General features: G+C 46.0%; 20 protein-coding genes and 1 tRNA gene. All 21 read right to left on the bottom strand.

The features are described from left to right. Positions 1–4: 4 nt before the first annotated feature. The 21 genes from H583_RS0121315 to H583_RS0121215 all read right to left on the bottom strand — a co-directional run bounded on the left by H583_RS0121315 (position 5) and on the right by H583_RS0121215 (position 16,297). Entirely contained in the window at positions 5–2,617 is a 2,613-nt protein-coding gene (locus H583_RS0121315) for a phage tail protein (protein ID WP_028562254.1), read from the bottom strand. Position 2,618: 1 nt separating this feature from the next. Beyond that, entirely contained in the window at positions 2,619–2,864 is a 246-nt protein-coding gene (locus tag H583_RS33760) for a hypothetical protein (protein ID WP_051236794.1), read from the bottom strand. Between the two features lie 44 nt (positions 2,865–2,908). Continuing rightward, entirely contained in the window at positions 2,909–3,295 is a 387-nt protein-coding gene (locus H583_RS33755) for a hypothetical protein (protein WP_036710444.1), read from the bottom strand. A gap of 32 nt (positions 3,296–3,327) precedes the next feature. Then, positions 3,328–3,750, bottom strand: coding sequence for a phage tail tube protein (locus tag H583_RS0121300; protein WP_245585961.1), 423 nt, complete (start codon positions 3,748–3,750; stop codon positions 3,328–3,330). A 5-nt stretch (positions 3,751–3,755) separates the two neighbouring features. Further along, the gene (locus tag H583_RS0121295; protein ID WP_028562252.1) at positions 3,756–4,154 is read right to left on the bottom strand and encodes a hypothetical protein; all 399 of its coding nucleotides are present in this window, start codon (positions 4,152–4,154) and stop codon (positions 3,756–3,758) included. Between the two features lie 4 nt (positions 4,155–4,158). After that, positions 4,159–4,605: an HK97-gp10 family putative phage morphogenesis protein gene (locus H583_RS0121290; RefSeq protein WP_245585960.1), complete on the bottom strand. Its 447-nt coding sequence runs from the start codon at positions 4,603–4,605 to the stop codon at positions 4,159–4,161. A gap of 1 nt (position 4,606) precedes the next feature. Further along, positions 4,607–4,909 carry a phage head closure protein gene (locus tag H583_RS0121285; RefSeq protein WP_028562250.1) on the bottom strand — a complete coding sequence of 101 codons (303 nt, stop codon included), beginning with the start codon at positions 4,907–4,909 and terminating at the stop codon, positions 4,607–4,609. A 50-nt stretch (positions 4,910–4,959) separates the two neighbouring features. Next, entirely contained in the window at positions 4,960–5,520 is a 561-nt protein-coding gene (locus tag H583_RS0121280; RefSeq protein ID WP_081667424.1) for a head-tail connector protein, read from the bottom strand. After that, positions 5,441–5,704, bottom strand: coding sequence for a hypothetical protein (locus H583_RS36735; protein WP_028562248.1), 264 nt, complete (start codon positions 5,702–5,704; stop codon positions 5,441–5,443). Before H583_RS36735 ends, H583_RS0121280 begins: the two co-directional genes overlap by 80 nt. A 2-nt stretch (positions 5,705–5,706) precedes the next feature. Beyond that, positions 5,707–7,137, bottom strand: a complete 1,431-nt coding sequence (locus H583_RS0121270; RefSeq protein ID WP_028562247.1) for a phage major capsid protein — start codon at positions 7,135–7,137, stop codon at positions 5,707–5,709. After that, positions 7,134–7,934 carry a head maturation protease, ClpP-related gene (locus H583_RS33750; protein ID WP_081667423.1) on the bottom strand — a complete coding sequence of 267 codons (801 nt, stop codon included), beginning with the start codon at positions 7,932–7,934 and terminating at the stop codon, positions 7,134–7,136. Before H583_RS33750 ends, H583_RS0121270 begins: the two co-directional genes overlap by 4 nt. Further along, positions 7,934–9,175, bottom strand: coding sequence for a phage portal protein (locus H583_RS0121260; RefSeq protein WP_028562246.1), 1,242 nt, complete (start codon positions 9,173–9,175; stop codon positions 7,934–7,936). The genes H583_RS33750 and H583_RS0121260 overlap by 1 nt, the downstream gene beginning before the upstream one ends. 5 nt (positions 9,176–9,180) lie before the next feature. Beyond that, the gene (locus tag H583_RS33745; protein WP_036710442.1) at positions 9,181–9,369 is read right to left on the bottom strand and encodes a hypothetical protein; all 189 of its coding nucleotides are present in this window, start codon (positions 9,367–9,369) and stop codon (positions 9,181–9,183) included. Continuing rightward, positions 9,366–11,156: a terminase large subunit gene (locus H583_RS0121250; protein ID WP_051236790.1), complete on the bottom strand. Its 1,791-nt coding sequence runs from the start codon at positions 11,154–11,156 to the stop codon at positions 9,366–9,368. The genes H583_RS33745 and H583_RS0121250 overlap by 4 nt, the downstream gene beginning before the upstream one ends. Continuing rightward, positions 11,149–11,745 (bottom strand): P27 family phage terminase small subunit, encoded by a 597-nt coding sequence (locus tag H583_RS0121245; RefSeq protein WP_036710440.1) that lies wholly within the window; start codon positions 11,743–11,745, stop codon positions 11,149–11,151. Before H583_RS0121245 ends, H583_RS0121250 begins: the two co-directional genes overlap by 8 nt. A 166-nt stretch (positions 11,746–11,911) precedes the next feature. Continuing rightward, the gene (locus tag H583_RS0121240) at positions 11,912–12,415 is read right to left on the bottom strand and encodes a hypothetical protein (protein ID WP_028562243.1); all 504 of its coding nucleotides are present in this window, start codon (positions 12,413–12,415) and stop codon (positions 11,912–11,914) included. Continuing rightward, positions 12,412–12,756 (bottom strand): HNH endonuclease, encoded by a 345-nt coding sequence (locus tag H583_RS0121235; RefSeq protein WP_342663555.1) that lies wholly within the window; start codon positions 12,754–12,756, stop codon positions 12,412–12,414. The genes H583_RS0121240 and H583_RS0121235 overlap by 4 nt, the downstream gene beginning before the upstream one ends. Positions 12,757–12,979: 223 nt before the next feature. After that, a complete protein-coding gene (locus tag H583_RS0121230; protein WP_028562241.1) occupies positions 12,980–13,663 on the bottom strand; it encodes a hypothetical protein in 684 nt (227 codons plus the stop codon). Then, positions 13,663–14,835, bottom strand: coding sequence for a glycoside hydrolase family protein (locus H583_RS0121225; protein ID WP_028562240.1), 1,173 nt, complete (start codon positions 14,833–14,835; stop codon positions 13,663–13,665). Before H583_RS0121225 ends, H583_RS0121230 begins: the two co-directional genes overlap by 1 nt. A 111-nt stretch (positions 14,836–14,946) precedes the next feature. After that, entirely contained in the window at positions 14,947–15,714 is a 768-nt protein-coding gene (locus H583_RS0121220) for a hypothetical protein (RefSeq protein WP_028562239.1), read from the bottom strand. Positions 15,715–16,223: 509 nt separating this feature from the next. Further along, positions 16,224–16,297 (bottom strand) — tRNA-Ala (locus tag H583_RS0121215). Between the last annotated feature and the right edge of the window lie 107 nt (positions 16,298–16,404).

The following is a 16,404-nucleotide window of genomic DNA, read 5'->3' as shown; positions in this document are numbered from 1 at the left end:
CTCCCTAAGTGATATTTAAATTACGTCCAGCCATACGGCTATGAGCGTTTTGTTCCCGCGTGATCATACGGGCAAGGTCAGTAATCGTCATATTGCCAATTCCACCGCCGCCCTGCTGCGTGTTACCTTGCTTAAGCACTTGTAGGATCTGCCCAAGCAAGTTGACCTCTTTGTCATTGCTGTTGTCCATGTAGTCCTTGAGTTTGTTGAGTGGGGCAATAACTTCCGGGTTCGCGCTTGCGCCTGGGTTGTCACCGACTACTGACAGTGTAGGGCCAAATGCTAAGCCGCCTTTTGCAAGCTTCGGGATTTTCGGGATTGTAATTCCGAAGCTTTTCCCGCCGCCTGCCCAGTCCGGCAGCCAGTCTGGAACATCAAAGCTGATACTATTGATCCCCTCTATTACCTTGTTTATTGATTCAATAATCAGATTGAGAGGATGTTTTACAATAGTATACAGTGAGTCAAAAACACCCTTAAAAATGTCCTTAACCCCGTTCCATGCCTTGCGCCAGTCACCCGTAAATACACCGGTGATGAAATTCATGAGGCCTATATATGTTGTTTTCAGGCCACCAATCAAACCAGATATGGTATCAAATGCATTGCTGAAGGCCATTTTAAATGCTCCGCCAACATACTCGGCTAATGGTTTAAAAACGTATTTCCAGAGGAATGTTATGGTTTCGGTTAGGGATTTCCATGCAGTTATATAGGTATCTGCAAGGAACTTTGCCATTGGTATAAGAACGTTATTCCAAAGGTATTTTAGAACAGCGCTAGCAGCCTCTACGGCTGGACCAAACATTTCACTGAGTGCTTTTCCGAGAGGGACCAACACCTTTTGCCAAAAGTCTTTTGCTATATCTGCCACGGTTTGGAATGCGATAGCAAGCACATCAATTAGCACCTTACCCAGCGGCACGAGAACGTTGTCCCACAACTCTTTCAGAAATTTCCCAAAAGGGACCAAAACGTTCTGCCAGAGCCATTTAGACGCTTTGGTTACAGCATCCCAAGCCTTGGGCATGACGTCCGCTAACCATCTGCCAAACGGGGCAAACACATTGTCCCACAGCCACTTAACGAAATTTCCGAGGGGCACAAGGACATTAGTCCACAACCATTTTGCAGCCGTAGACACTGCATCCCATGCCTTTGGCATAACATCGGCAAGCCATGACCCGAAAGGAATCATGACTGCATTCCACAAGGTCTGGGCCGCCTCGCCAATCTTTTGCAAGATCGTTTGTACCGTATCCCGAAATTTTTCGTTCGTTCGATAAAAGTAAACAAATCCGGCAACTAATCCTGCTATGGCTGCTCCAGCAATCGCAACAGGGGATAGGAGACTAGCGAGCACGCCAAGGATGACACGCCCTGCGCCTTGTACAGCAGCTACTATTGATCCCCACTTGGACGCAACCCAAAAGGTCGCAAAGGCAGCCGCAAGACCGGCTAGAGCAGATATGATAATGTCTTTATTGCTCACGATGAAGAACTTCATCGTTTGGAATGCATTCTTAACCTTATCCGCCATCGCCCGGGCTTTTTCCCCTACCTCAGACATGGCGTTTCCTATAGGTGACGCATCGAAATCTATGCCGCCAATACCGCCTTTTGGAAGCCCATCTTTAGACTTGTCTTTGGATGACTTCTCACCGACCAAGTTGACCTGGTCGAAGCCAGCAACAGTTTTTTGTGCTTTCTTGGCTTTCTTCTCGGCATCTTCGTACGCGCCACCTAATTCGTCCACGCTCTCTGCCTGCGCATCGATTGCACCGGCACCTATCCCGGTGTCTACCTTGCCAAACAAAGCGGCCGTAAACGCGCTGACAGCCTGTGCAGCTCGCAAAAACCAGTTTGCCACCGCCTGTAAGTACGGAAGCAGCTTCATAATGATTGGTAGCACGCCCCGACCGATTTCGGATCTGATTGAGCCAAGGGTATTTTTAAGAACCAACATACGGCCTTCTGGTGTTTGTCCTAACGCCTCATTCATGCCGCCAACAGAATCGGAAATGATTTCGACGAGCAATGCTGCCCGCTGCGCTTCGCTGCCGTATTTCAGGATTTTTTCTTGCGCTTTGTCGAAGGTGAATCCGTACCGGCTCAGGGCGCCGACTTGCCCGTCCATAACCTTGCCCAGCATCGTTGCAAGCCCGACAGATTGCTCGGCACTTGCTGTAAAACCGTATTGCGCAGCAGTAAGGTCATTGAGTGCCGGTATGAGTTGCTTAAGGCTATTGGCTTTAGTCAGATAAGTAGATAGCTCGGCAGCTCCAGCCTTTTGCGCGTCAGCTGATACAACGCCCACAGCTTCCTGCGCATCTGCCAATGAAAAAAGCGACTGAATCACATCATCAGTCGCTCCCATGGTTTTGCGCATAACTGTCGCAAGTTTTGTCTCCTGTTCAATTGTATGGTTTATTGCGGCAACACTATCTTTCAACCCCTTGCCGATTCCCAAAGCTGCAAGACCGGTCCCAATGAGCCCCAAGGTTTTGTTGACGGAAGACTTAAATTTCTGCAGGTCCTGCTGCGCTTTTTGCATCTCTTGCCGCATCTTGCTAAAGTCAGCACCGGCACGCACCATGAGGTTACGTACAACAGCCATGTTAATCCCTCCCTTCGTACGTGATTTTTCCGCCAGCAGCAAGCGTCAAATCTTTTACGATCTGCAGCATTTCCTCATCGGTCATTTCTTTTCGCTGACCGGTGGACAGAAGCGTTTTCAGCTCTGGCATCTTTTTAACTCGATGCCAGTATGCCGTTAAATAAGCCAAGGTAATGGATTGATCGTCTGCCAGTCGCTTATTTTCGTAATAAATCTCCAAATGAAGATTAAGCTCATGTGGCGTCATTTCGTTGTATTGCTCGATTGATATGCCAATACGTATTGCTGCTTTTAAGCTTTGTTGCCAGTCCCATTCCTTCGACGCTGTTGACGATTCGGCTTCGGGACGTTTCCCACATCACCTTCCATCTCAGACATTCCTGAAAACGACTTGTTTAAAGCCTCAGTAATCTTCTCCATGGTGTAAGCGACTGTCGGAGCGTAATCTAACAAGTCTTCCATGTCTTCCATTTTTAATTCTTCCCCATTCTCCCGAGCATCTTTTAACAGGCCATAATACATGATTTCCTCGACCTGTCCCATGTTTAATTCGCTATCCCCAATTTCTCCGATGTTAAGTCCTGACATCGCCGACAGACGCTTGAGTGCTTTATGTCCAAACCGCAATTCTCGTGGACGATCAAGTTGGATAATGACTACATCGTTGTTATCTGACATATTTATTTGCTCCTTTCAAATTTAAAAAAATCCTATGAACCGCTGCTCAATACTAATTCAGGCTTGCCGGATACCTTAATGGTAATTTCAAAACTCACTGCTTCCTCAAGTTCGGCCGATGTTGAGAACGCCGTAACAACTCCTTTAAACACCCATCTTGCACCAAGTGTTACAGGGAATTTGATTGCAAATGATTCAACAGTGCTTTCATCATATGCTTTATATGCTGCAGCCTGTCCAGGGTCGGATGGCTTGAAAAAACCTGACGCCGACACCTCGCCCCCATCCTTAAAACTACCTATAACCTCCCGGTATCCGCCATCAGATTCCAGTGTTGTAACGTCGATTGTCTCCTGGCTCATTGATGGCGAGGAAATAGATTTAAGCTGACCAATAGATTTAGCCGCTGTTCCCTCGCCGATTTCGAGCTTTGTACCTAATGCACGCTCTGCCAATATGATCACTCCCCAAAAAATGTATTGAATTCGATATGACACCTGTACAATCCAGGTTGATTTTCGTATAATTCGACTGGTTTTTTATATGTGAATTCCTGAATATAAGGGCCATCCACTCCAATCACGCGCTGCTCCATACCGGTTAGTAACGGAATGACCTGCTTTGTGAGTAACTTCATTTCCTCATAGGTCGATGCAATGATATTAATTTCTCCCGGAACTTCTTTGCTGCTTAAGTGCCCTTCACCTAATGATTTCGCTTGCTCCCCTTCGCTTGAAACAAAAATCAAGTAGGGCACACCATTTCCAGCATTCGCTTCCGGTGAACTTAAGGGGTAGATCCGGTTATCAAATGCGCTGACCGTTTTCAATTCATGTATTAGCGCTTCTTCAAAATCCATCTTCTCACCCTTTCGTCATTATCTTATCGATAGCCTTTCCGGCACTCTCAATCGTCACCTGCTCAATTTGCTGATCGTTATCATCAATTGCGCGACGCAAAAAGCGGTAGCCCGGTATATAGCGACCGCCTTTGCTTAGAAATCCATATTCCTGCGATGCAGGGTAGTATGACCGTTTTCCGTCCTTTGATGTTTTAACAAACACATCATTCATGCCCGCATCAAAGGTGACTTGATAAACAGCTTTCCCTTGAACCCTTGTACGCTCTTTTTTCAGAACGAGCCCTTGACGGAGGTAACCTAAATCTACTGGTGCATTTTTCTTAGCTGAACGCAGGGCTACTGCTGCACCGGATCGTGCTGCTCTCGTGGCTACAGTTTGCGGTACCTTCCCGAGTTGCCGGAACATCTTCTCTAACTCTTTCATCCCTTTTATGCTTGAAGTTCCCATATTACTGACGCTCCTTGCACATCAAATGCAGTTCCTCATGCTTAAACTCCGGGTCAATGATATGGAGAATTTCAAACATCACTCCGTCACATTGAACAAACATGGTGCGATCAACGTCCTTACGGTACCTAATGGTTATTTTCGTGGTCACATCTGCATGTTCGCGGGCAGCTGCGTAATACTCCCTGCCTTGTAGTGGTTCAACGGCCGCCCAAGGTCTGGCCACTAACTCAAGAGTCTTTATAGGCTCGTTGTATTTATTGCGAGATTCACCGGGATTAAGTATCTCAATTCGTTTATTCAACTTAGAAGCTGTGCCCTTTTGATCGCACCGCTTGCAATTCTTACAGTTCCTCATATCGGCACCACCCTATCACTATCCAATAGGTTATAGACCGCACAGGGAGGCTCACAGAGTCCGTTTTCAAACCAATAGACAGTTAGCATCTGGATAGCCAGTTTAATCGTCTCAGGGACGTCCTCAGGGGATGGGCCATAGCCTGCAACATACCTGATAATAATGCCGTTTGGATTTTTAACAGATGCTGGCCAATTTACCCCTGAAACCTTGATCAGATATCCAGGTTCGGAAAAATCATCAGAAACATAATTAGAGGCGTCCCAAGTGTTCAGGACGCCTCCGTTTCTGTAAGTCAAATATTCAATTTCTTGGAGTTGGGGCCGGGGAAGTTTGACCCTGTTCCCCCGGGGCCAACAGTCCAAGGCAAGCTCAAACGTCTGGGTGATGTAAGCTCGGTTCTGATAGGTTTCGCACCATTCCCGAGCTGCTTTTATCAATCCTTCGATTTGCTCAATCAGCTCAGGGTCCGTATCATCAAACTTGAGTTGCTTCAGCACCTGGCTGGATGTCACCGGCTCCACCGCTGGCGGAATCACTTGTTTGAGTTTCAGCATTCACCTCACCAGCCTTTCCGCCTTTCTTTTTACCTGGATTTTCAGTCTTCTCTGCTTCTATTTCAAGAATGATGTTCTTTTTAGAAAGCGTTTCTGCAAAAGCCTTTGTCAACTCCAATTCCTCTCCGGCCTCTTTTAAGACGCCAGAGAGATAGAAAGGGTTTGTGACACTATATTTCGGCATGATTAGCCACCACCAACAGCAGGAATGCCCAGAATCACATATGGGGTTACCTTTGTATCACCATCCTCTAATGTAAGAGGCTCGATAACCCATGGTTTCCCGTCAACGTTCCAGAACACTTTGATGACTGTCTTGTTCTGCCGGAACAGGACGTGCTCGGATGCTGCAATGTATGGACCAGAACCATCTTTGATCAGGTAATGAGACAAATCAAGTAGCATCAGATCCCCTTTTTTGCCGAGAATAGGTGTTTTGCCTGTGAAGGTGATCGGAATGCCACACAGAGTTGTGGGAATTCCCTTTGTCGCATCCCCTTGAATGAAGATATAGTTACCAGCCGGGTCCTGCAGCGTTGCAATTTGAGGCAGTACCGAAAGATTGGCAACCCAAACAGCACCCCCTAGGCTTTCCGGCAGAAGTTTGGAGCGCATTTGCAGTGTGTCCAGGAAAGTGATCTGATTGGCTGCTTCCCGATTAACCACAATCGCCCCTGCAGCACTGCTGACGCCTGAAGGTTTACCTACGCCATTACCAGTCAAAAATGCAATGTCTTCTGCTGCATTCATTGCACCTTGCAACAGCGAACTGATAAAGGTGTTAGCAGCCTGCCAGTTACGCAACAACTTGTCTGTGATAGTCATTGTTGCTGCGACCTCATGTGGTTCCAATGAGACTTCACGAAGGTTTGCGTCTGTCTCAGGTTTCAGTTCACCTTCCCCGATCCACGCTACCTCTACACCACCATAAACACCTTTTGAACCCTGAACCAGTGCAGGCATAGTAACTTTGCCATCTGGCGGCGATCCAGCCGGAATTACAGTCGCACGTGATCGAACAATTGCTGACTCGGGGTTAAGTTTCAGAATGTCTGGACGGAATTGAGTTGGAGGCAGTGCATAGCCGCCGTTCTCTCCGGTACCCATCTCCCATTCATTAGCGATACGATTCGGGAATAGCTGACCGTGGAACGCTTCCGGCACACCAAACCCGCCGCCTTCACCTTGACCCACTGGCAAGTTGTTAAGACGTCCTTTTGCATCTCCAAAACGTACCGCATGAACCATTTCCCCAAGATTTTTGAACCCACCGTTGTCTAATTGCTTGGGCTGGACAGGAGCACCTGCAACAGCAGATGGCCGGAATGGTTTTGCAGTAGAGTTAAGAGCCGCAGAACGATCAGCCGTTTTATTGATAATGGTCGCTTGTTGCTCCATCTTTTCAATTTCAGCGTTCAAATTAAGGAATTGCTCCTCAAGGTTGTTGTACTCAGTTTCTTCTTCCGAGTTGAACCCGCGATTTTCTGTTTGAGCTTTGACAACCAAAGCCTCTTGTTTATCGTGAATTGCCGCACGTTCCTGCTGCAGTTCTTCCAAAGTTTTCGTTCCAGCAGCAAATGTTTGCAAATTGAGTTTTAACAGGTACTTAGATTTCATTTAAACAACACTCTCCCTCGAAGGTTTAATTTTTTGGACAACAAAAAAAGCGATTCCTGTTTGGCTCGCTCTTGTTCTGAATTCTTATTGTTTTCAGGTGGTTCAGCAGCAGGCTCCTCGTTCTGAAGTGACTTCCGGAATTGTTCCAAAAACCGCTGCATTACGCTGTTTGCGCTGTTCATGATTGCAATCCTGCTGACAGAATAGGAATTATTGATTTGAGATTCATCATCTACCAAATCCATCATACTATCAGCAAAACCTTCGTTCACGGCTTTACGAGCGGACATCCATTCCTCGTTATCCATCAAATTCGAAATTTCTTCCCTGCTTTTACCGGATACTTTTGTTTGGTAAATGTTCAATATTGCCTCTTTCACCTCATCAAGAACATCTGCGGCTTTACGCATATCTTTCGACTCTCCCACAGCGCTTGACCATGGGTTGTGAATCATCATGATACTACCCGGGGACATAATGATTTCATCGCCCGCCATCGCTATCAGGGAGCCGGCAGAGACGGCTTTCCCGTCAATCCTGACGGTGACCTTACCTTTATGAGACTTAAGAGCATTATAAATACCAACACCCGCAAAAACGTCTCCGCCCCAACTGTCAATCCATACAGTAATAGCCTTATCTTTGTGCTGCGACAGCTCCTTGCGGAATTTACTTGGCTTTGCAACCGGGATGCCGAACCATTCGTAAAACCAGCCATCATCATCGCTCATAATTTCACCATTGATACGCAATTCAACCTCTTCATTAGTCGAATTGGAAAAGTTCCAAAACCTCATTATTCGTTCTCACCTCCCCCGCCTGAATTAATTGCTCTTGAAGTCGGAATCATGTTGCCGTTGACCATGTACGCCGTTCCTTCCTCGCCTTCGATAGGGTTCATTTCCTCTATCTCACGCCATTTATTAGCGTTTATGATGCCGTTTTGACGTTGGATTGCAAGTCCTTCTTGACGGCTCTTATAATCGCCCCTCAACAATCCTTCGACGTTAAACTTTGCATAGTACCCGGCGCGCCGTTCAGCAGGGGTGAGAAGCTTCCAACTGATCGTTTTTTCCCAGCCTACCAAGTAAGGAAGAAGTGTGTACTTCACGAATTCAATACCTTGATGCTCGATGTTCGAAAATGTACTACGTTCCATGTTCGCAATCATGTGAGGCGGAACGCGAAATAACCCGCAGATTTCGTCCCGGGAAAACTTTCTTGTCTCTATAAACTGCGCATCGTTCAAAGGCATTGGAATCCGACTGAACTTCGCTCCTTCTTCCAAGATAAGCGGCTTCCAACTGTTCGCCAATCCGACTCCACGTAAATCCAAATCTTCTTTAACTCGACTGTACGCTTTGTCTGACATTGCGTTCGGATACTCAAACACACTTCCAACGTTCATTCCCTGCCCGTAAAATCTGGCCCCGAATTCAGTAGCGGCCATGCCGACACCAATACTTTCAGCAGCCATTCTGATGGGCGAGTATCCAATAAGCCCGTCAGGCGAAATTCCCATCGTGTGAAACACATGACTTTTGGGAAACACCTCTTGCTTCCCGCGATCCATAATCCGATATTTGATTTCACCATCCGTATCCCGGAAAGGTTGAACTTGATGCCACGGCAATGGGTAAAGGTCAACTGGTGCTCCCCGCCCATTCTTGGTGACAACAGAATACCCATTACCAGCAACGGCCTGGTTCCCGATTTGCTGTTCTCTCCAAGTGACGGTTGTCATCTCGTCATTAGGCTGGTTATAAAGGAGATCATAAAGAGGATGATCATAGGCCTTGTCAGCCCCTTTCCCGCTTCTCCGTTCCTTGTAAACCACTAACGGGAGTGCTCCAATCGTCTCGGCTAGGACCCGAACACAGCTATAGATTGTGATGAAACGCATTGCTGATTCTTCGTTCACATCCACTCCAGAATGAACCTGCTGCTCAATCCTTCGTTTGACCTGCTCGTCGAAGTCGTCCGTGGAATATTCGGCCGAGTTGTTGAATCCTCCGACCAGTTTGCTAATGATGCCCATTCGCTTCAATCACCCCCTTTCGTAGGCTTCGAAGGCTTGGGCAGTCCAATCGCCATAAGTAAACCACCGCAAGTAAGAAGTGCAATAGGCGGCCAAATCAGCCATGTCCCGCATCCCCACATTACGAAGCCGAGAACCAAACACCACTCTTTAACCGTAGTCACAGCATCAACCCGCTTTTTGTCTTTGCTCATAGCCGTCGCATCCCCCTTTCTTCGTAGACTGACTTCTTCGCCTGACCAGCCAGAGCCAAAGTAATCTTGTGCGCCCCTATAGCTGCGTCAACGGGGTCTATACGCTTCGTCTTTGCTTTTGGGTCCTTATCAATCTTTATCTCTCTGAAGCTGTTGCTGACCGTTTTAGCGTTCCTCATCGACCATGTAAGGAGCTTGTTGCTCCGGTCATAGATAAGGTTTCCTGCCTCGGCCTCGAGCTGGAAATCGACTGTAGCGTCGTTCAGACTTCGTGCTGACTGCACGACCTCAATTACTTCACAACCATACTCATCTGCCAGTTCTGAAAGATCATGCAAAAAAGCATCTGCGTTATGCGGGTCATAACCGATGCCTTTGAGTTTTAGATCGTTTTCTTTTAGAAGTTTGCGATAGTAGCTCAGAATGTACTTGTAGTCTGTTTTAACGCCTCCAAGCGTCTCTGTGACCGTCAGTAATCCGTCCCCAATCCACATGTCATATGGGGCAAGATCACTCTTTATATGTTCAGCTACACGCGCAGCCGGTATAAAACTATGGGAGTGCAGATAATACTTGCGATTCTCGCCTATGTCATCCAATGGGAATTCCAGATTCCCGGATGTGAGGTCGCCACCACTTGAAAGGTCAAGCATAAGGTAGCAGTCTCTCCCGGTCATATCCTCAATCTTTGTATCTGACGCACACTGCTTCCAGTGGTCCATGTTCATATACTGGTTGTCTGCGAATTGAACCCACCAGTTCAGCCCCTTGGTGAAGTAGTTACGAAGTGTATGCCCGCCTTTTTTCTTGGCCTCAACAGCTGCATCAGCCAGGTTCTTGGCCTTTTGAGGCGTCCAAAGAGGATTAGCCATTTGCTGCGCTTCAGATGAGAAAGCCCCATCCTTTGCCTTCATAATATCTGCATCAGGTTCAGCAATGTACACAAACCGCGACTCCATATCCTCAACGCATTCAATAATTGCCTTGCTGTACTCATACTCCTCATAGCATGGTGCGTTGAGGTCGAAACCAGCTGTGGTAATTACACTGATTAAATACTCATGCAAGTTCCTGCATCCATCTAGCAAAAGTCTGTACATCTGATCTGTCGGGTGTAAGTGGTATTCATCCACACTGGCGTAGTATGGACGGAATCCATCGATTGTTTTAGTGTCTCTCCCTAACGCGACGATTTCGCCACGCGTGATGTTACAAAGGATTCGTTTATTGTACTCCCGCACCTCGAACATTCCAGGTTCAAACTCAGTCCCACCGAGTTCGGGGTCCGCATTAATGAACTTCATGCATTCTTTTGCCACAATCCAAGCCTGCTCTGACTTTGTCGCAGCAGCATAAATCTGGGGATACATGTACCCGTCAAAATTACCGTAATACATGGAAGGCACGGAATTTATCAAGGACTTACCATTCTGCCGTCCTATTTGGATGTATGACGTCTTGAAACGTCTGTACCCCTCTAAGTCTCGCCAACCATGCCATGAGCCTAAAATGAAATCTTGGAAGCCCCACAACTCCAATGGCTGTGGCGAACTCCCTTCTGCGAGCGTCAATGTCTCCGCGAAGTCAATCATGACGTGAGCGAGTTCAGGATTCCATACGTATGGGAACTCAGGTGTACCTTGTCGCTCCAAATCCCTCAGATGGCGCTCACAGCAAAGACGTTCCGTTTTCCCGACCTTTCTATCCAAACGCCCCTCAACCACATCCAGGGCATAACGTGTTGTTCGATCATCGTGCGCAAGCGCATTAAGCGGATAATCAACCACCGCGTCCACCTGCAAATTTGGCGAACTTGCCTTTCGGCTTGTCATCCTTCTTACTTGGTTTAGGAACGTTCTTTACTTTCGCCAAAGGATTGAGGAATAGCCGGTCCTGCATCTTAATCAGCATATCCATCTTCTTATTGATCGCCGTTTCGATTCTCAAAACCCCGTCGATGCTCAGAAGCTGGGTCATCTGCTGCTTGGCCTTGTAATCAAACTCTTCGCTATCGCTCATGTAGTCTTCAAGTGAACCACTATCTGCCGCAATAGATTCGATCCGTTGACATGCCGCCTGCAGCCGCTCATATTCGCTGTATGTTTTGCAATACAGCGCCAGCAAACCAATATCAGAGGTTGTCAGCAACTCAACCCCCTGCTCAGCCGCCATCTTGTATTCCTTAATCAAATTCCGCCATTGAGCTAGCGCAACTTTATCTTTTTGGACGAGTGCTGGCGCACGAATTTTGCTATAATCAGTCACTCCGAGTTTAATTTCTGAAGCTTTTCGAGTTGCTATTTGTTCTTTTGTCAGGTTGTTTGGATTGCCTTCTGCTATGTGCAGAGCGACTGGTTTCGCATTTCTCCCACCCACAGCTACTCCTCCAATCTGTCTAAAGTTTCAAAAAACGAAATTTTGCGTGAAAAAACGGGGAGCGCGGTCTAAGGGGGTTCAAAAAATAGCAATTTTACCCCCCTACCCCTTTAGTTGAATAAAGTGATGTTTTGTCAAGGATTTTCGTTGAGATTTATTAACAAAATCAATTCTTTCCTATCAACCTTCTCTTCTTCCTATCCTTTAGCAGCACAAAGATACTGTTCAACTCTTCTACCCACTCAATAGGGATGTCACTATCACAGTGAAGCCTAATGTTAATGGCATCTCTCAATTCTCTCGCCCTTTCCTCGTCATGCAACCATTTAGGCTTGACTCCGAGGGGCGGACGGACTATCTTCTGTTCTTTCCTCAGTCGCTCTGGAGAAACGACAACGTCAGTTATGGCGTTACACTTTGTGCAGTGACCAGTTATCCTTACATCGTCGTGTGCTGTCCCCTGTGAAGTTATGTTTATTCCGCGTGTACAAATAGGACACATAATGACCGTTCCTTCCGGGCTGTCTGAAGTGTCTGCATCTACAATAAATCTCTTTAGTTCGCACTCATCTGTATGACCATCTTCTTTGTTTCTCTTACATATTGGGCAGTAGTAGTTACCGCACCATTCAGATGACCACTCAATTTTACGCAGAATATCTGAGATCATCGACCAAACCCTCCATCCTCTCTGACAGTCTTCGTACTATGGCATGACGCGCACAATGCTTGCCAGTTACTCTTATCCCAGAACAGCTTCTTATTCCCCTTATGGGGCTTTATATGGTCTACTACTGTCGACTGTACTGCAAAGCCTTTCTCTATGCACTTCACACATACTGGATTCTTCTTGAGGTATCTTGATCTAGCTGCTCTCCATACATGGTCATACCCTCTCTTTGCTGCACTCTCTCTGTATTGGTCATATCGGAGATGATCCTTTATGGCATGTGCTTCACAGCGTTTTGCTCCGTAGTCAATCAACTCTTTACATCCTTGCTTGGAACACATTCGTTTAAGAGCCATCTAATGTATTCTCCCGCATCCAACGCACACGCTCATTTCTTCTACCACTATCTCATTCGGCCCAAACTTTTGGATGTTCGGTTGAGAACAACATACATCGGTATTTGAACAATCACACGCGGGACATTGATTCCCGTCTTTACCATCGTGAAGCTTATTACATGTGCTACATCGGAAGTCTTGCATAGATGCCTCCTAAATGATGCATTTAATTATGGATCACTGTCACCGCGACTTTAGACAACCGGAAATGTCGGGCAGTGGTCCCTGCTATGTTACGGATTGAGATACGAGGCCTGAGTATGAACGAAGATGATAAATCCATTTCAGAGGAACTGAACTTCCTCTCGTAGAAAACATTCCCACATTCCAGTAGAATCACTGTGCCATCCGAACGCAAGCGCAACTCTAAATTCTTGCGCCGCTTCCATTCCCCTAGGTTAATAATCGGGTGTTGTTTTAGCACACTATCAACCGACAGGCCTGATGATTTGTACGTCTTAATTCTAGTGTCTTCACCTTCGGTCGGAGTGGAGGACAGCGAAAATCCTTTATTCTTTGAGCTGTTCGTCATCTCCAGAAACACATTGATGTTAGGAGAACCGTTCGAAAAAAAGAACGATTCAAGCTCTAATCGGAGTTCCCTAACCGAGGACGAGAAGTTAATGCCGTTCGGAAAGATATTCAAGATCGCCGTATCATCTACCGCGGTACTCGTTTTAACTTCAAGGTATCCGTAACTGGATTCGATGGGCGATATGGTGTGCGTTGGTGTCCCTACTCCAGTAACAGTCAACCAGCTAGGCAGCGCTGTAGTTATCAGGAAATTCTCCTCAACACGTTTAGAGGTTTTTGCAAAAGGTACCTCTACTCCCCATGCATCTCTAATCATTAGACCACCTCCGCAACTGCAACGCCTATTGCACCCTTATTATTAAGGCCATTGGCGGCGTAAAAGAGATACAGTTTACCTTGATATGCAAGCACCTGGGGCTGCTTCAATGCGCCAGCATCCCACTCGCCAGCATCTCCTTCGTCGATCCCTGGATAGATGGAGTGGATGTTTCGGGCGTGCTCAAATCTAGCAACAACCATTTTCTTTTTCGCAGAGTTAAAGCCCGTCTCAAAAGGGCTTATTGTACACACAATCCACTGCTTTGATTTGAACGAAAACGGGAAGGTGTGATGGAACTCAATCCTCGTCTTTTCCTTATCCTCCAAGATGTCTGTGAACCCGACTATCGGACGTGGGTCGATTTGCCATTTGATGCCGTCCTCAGAATAAGAAACCCCAAGTTTGTACGTGCCTCCACCACCAAGCAAGTGATGAGCCACCCACATTCTGCCTTGACGATACACGCGAGCGTACCCGCAATGACCATCTCCCGTGAACTCTGGTTCGCTCGTTGTGATTATTGGATTGCCACTATATCGCGTCCATGTAAGCCCGTCATCGGACGTTGCGAGACACGTAGCCTGTGAACGGTAAACCGTACCGCCACCCGCATAGTAGTCAATGTGGTAGTACATATGAAACTTGCCTGTCACCTCATTAAAAACTACCGAAGGAGTCTCAGTGTGTCCACTGCCTTCTGCGTCGTCATAAAAAACTCGTCCCCGATCCGTCCAAGGTCCAAGAGGATGCGGAGCCGTTGTTAGTCCGATGCCCCCTTTGTCCGCGGCATGGTCAGTTGAATAATACATATAAAACTCATCTAAAGCGTTCGGGTAAATGGCTTTGGCGTGAATAACACTCGGCCAGTACATAGCATACTTGTTACTAAGTAACCAAGCAGCATCATCGCGTTTAAAAATAGGATTGCCTGGATGCTTTTCAAAAACCGGGACTTCATCAACGAATCCTCTTGGTACCGTTTCTTTTCGCGCGTAATCCTTAAACTTAGCAGATTGCGCCATTTCCCGGGCTTCTTCGTCTACCGCTTCACCCGGAGCGCCCCCGCCTTCGAACTTAACCTTTATCGTGCCATCCTCATTAATCAAATCTCCCAAATTAACATGTGTCCCATCGCTACGTCTAACGATGGAATCTCTAACAAAACTCAATCGAAACACCTCCTGTGATATCGATAAATTTGTACTTATTTACATTTCTATATATATAAACCCGGCAAATGCCGAGAGATATTTGCACTTATGTACATAAAAAAAGCCGCTCTATTGAGCAGCTCTATCAGCTTCGTTATAGTACCCGATTTTAAGTTCATTTCTCATCATTACCTTTAATTCATTCCTTACCTCTTTATTACTCTTGGCGACATTTGCAATTTCTTTAATTAAGTTCTCTGTATTTTGATTAGCATCTTTTAGCGCCCACATCCTTAAATACAGCCTACGATGATTTTCCAAGACTGACAAAAGTTCTTCTACTTTTTTTTCAATGCCTTCCGAGAGAAACAGAGAACAGATCAAGAATTCATTTTTAGCTTTACTGATGGAATTAACTGCCCTTGCATAACTGGCATCTCTAATGAAAATATATAGACGTTGTTGAAACTCACCATCCGTACGCCATGGAGTGATTTCCTTTATGTACAGTTCTTCTGGCAATTCATATTCATCTTTCAGCTTGATTTTTACTACTTCTTCACTCATTCCCTTGAACATATCTTCATTTTCCAGTTTCCCAAGGTAACCAACATTCCCTTCAGAAATATTGACCAGTCGGTACAACTCTGAGTAAACTTCATGTTTTCTTGTAGTATACTTATTGAAATCTTGAAGTTTCCTGCTATGATCAAACTTCATGTAATCAGTAACTTGGCTTAATTCATGCTTGTGGTCTTCTAGCTTCTTACTAAAATTTAAGTCTAGGTAATTCGAAACGTACTTCTTACTAAAAAATTTTACACCCATCCATAAAAGACCAATGAAACTCGCTACCGCCCCTACGCTAAAAACGTAGCTTTTAATCTCCTCCCACATACAATCACCCTTTATGTAATTATCTTCATAAGATACCATAATAAATTATAAAAAGTAAGTCGATAGTGCCGATTATTAACGCCCGGCGTAGCGCCTGCGATCCAACCCTTTTAACGCTTGCAGTCAGCGCGTTAGCCTCTCTGGGGAAAGGAGGAAGACCCAGATAAGCATAATGTGCAGGATTGGCGTAACGAAAAAGAGAGCCGATAGGCTTCCTGGGATTATTACTATTCCTTGATTCTAAAAAGCGTATTCAGCATTTTCAGAGACACATCACCAAACGCCGCAGAATCGTTTCTAAAGAGTTTTGATTTCTTTCCGACCAACTTGTCCTTGTCATGAAAATAATCGTTCACAGTTTGATCTCAGGCGTCTGATGATGTTATTTAGTGTTCTCATCTATAGGTGGCAGTTGCAGGGCAGAAAAACAGGGAAATGGAAGACGGAACATAGCGGAGTAGTTTGAGGAAACAAAAAAAGACCTTCTCTATGAAGGTCTTTTTGCATTATGGAGAATAGGGGGCTCGAACCCCTGACCTCTTCGCTGCCAGCGAAGCGCTCTCCCAGACTGAGCTAATTCCCCGAAGGACTTCCTTATTATACATAAACGATTTGTAAAAGACAAGTCTTTTTTTAAAAAAGATTTAAGGTAAAATTTATGGTAGTATAAATAACTCATGCGGAGGTTTT

The sequence above is a fragment of the Paenibacillus pinihumi DSM 23905 = JCM 16419 genome, assembly GCF_000422505.1.
GTDB classification, from domain to species: Bacteria; Bacillota; Bacilli; order Paenibacillales; family Paenibacillaceae; genus Paenibacillus_D; species Paenibacillus_D pinihumi.
Note: the sequence above shows the minus strand (reverse complement) of the source record. Positions and strands in the feature narration are given on the sequence as shown.

Excerpts from the sequence above, each read along its gene's own strand:
- H583_RS0121315 (WP_028562254.1), bottom strand. The coding sequence starts at position 2,617 with ATGGCTGTTGTACGTAACCTCATGGTGCGTGCCGGTGCTGACTTTAGC.
- H583_RS33760 (WP_051236794.1), bottom strand. The coding sequence starts at position 2,864 with ATGACGCCACATGAGCTTAATCTTCATTTGGAGATTTATTACGAAAAT.
- H583_RS33755 (WP_036710444.1), bottom strand. The coding sequence starts at position 3,295 with ATGTCAGATAACAACGATGTAGTCATTATCCAACTTGATCGTCCACGA.
- H583_RS0121295 (WP_028562252.1), bottom strand. The coding sequence starts at position 4,154 with ATGGATTTTGAAGAAGCGCTAATACATGAATTGAAAACGGTCAGCGCA.
- H583_RS0121290 (WP_245585960.1), bottom strand. The coding sequence starts at position 4,605 with ATGGGAACTTCAAGCATAAAAGGGATGAAAGAGTTAGAGAAGATGTTC.
- H583_RS0121280 (WP_081667424.1), bottom strand. The coding sequence starts at position 5,520 with ATGCTGAAACTCAAACAAGTGATTCCGCCAGCGGTGGAGCCGGTGACA.
- H583_RS36735 (WP_028562248.1), bottom strand. The coding sequence starts at position 5,704 with ATGCCGAAATATAGTGTCACAAACCCTTTCTATCTCTCTGGCGTCTTA.
- H583_RS0121270 (WP_028562247.1), bottom strand. The coding sequence starts at position 7,137 with ATGAAATCTAAGTACCTGTTAAAACTCAATTTGCAAACATTTGCTGCT.
- H583_RS33750 (WP_081667423.1), bottom strand. The coding sequence starts at position 7,934 with ATGAGGTTTTGGAACTTTTCCAATTCGACTAATGAAGAGGTTGAATTG.
- H583_RS0121260 (WP_028562246.1), bottom strand. The coding sequence starts at position 9,175 with ATGGGCATCATTAGCAAACTGGTCGGAGGATTCAACAACTCGGCCGAA.
- H583_RS33745 (WP_036710442.1), bottom strand. The coding sequence starts at position 9,369 with ATGAGCAAAGACAAAAAGCGGGTTGATGCTGTGACTACGGTTAAAGAG.
- H583_RS0121240 (WP_028562243.1), bottom strand. The coding sequence starts at position 12,415 with ATGATCTCAGATATTCTGCGTAAAATTGAGTGGTCATCTGAATGGTGC.
- H583_RS0121235 (WP_342663555.1), bottom strand. The coding sequence starts at position 12,756 with ATGTGTTCCAAGCAAGGATGTAAAGAGTTGATTGACTACGGAGCAAAA.
- H583_RS0121230 (WP_028562241.1), bottom strand. The coding sequence starts at position 13,663 with ATGATTAGAGATGCATGGGGAGTAGAGGTACCTTTTGCAAAAACCTCT.
- H583_RS0121220 (WP_028562239.1), bottom strand. The coding sequence starts at position 15,714 with ATGTGGGAGGAGATTAAAAGCTACGTTTTTAGCGTAGGGGCGGTAGCG.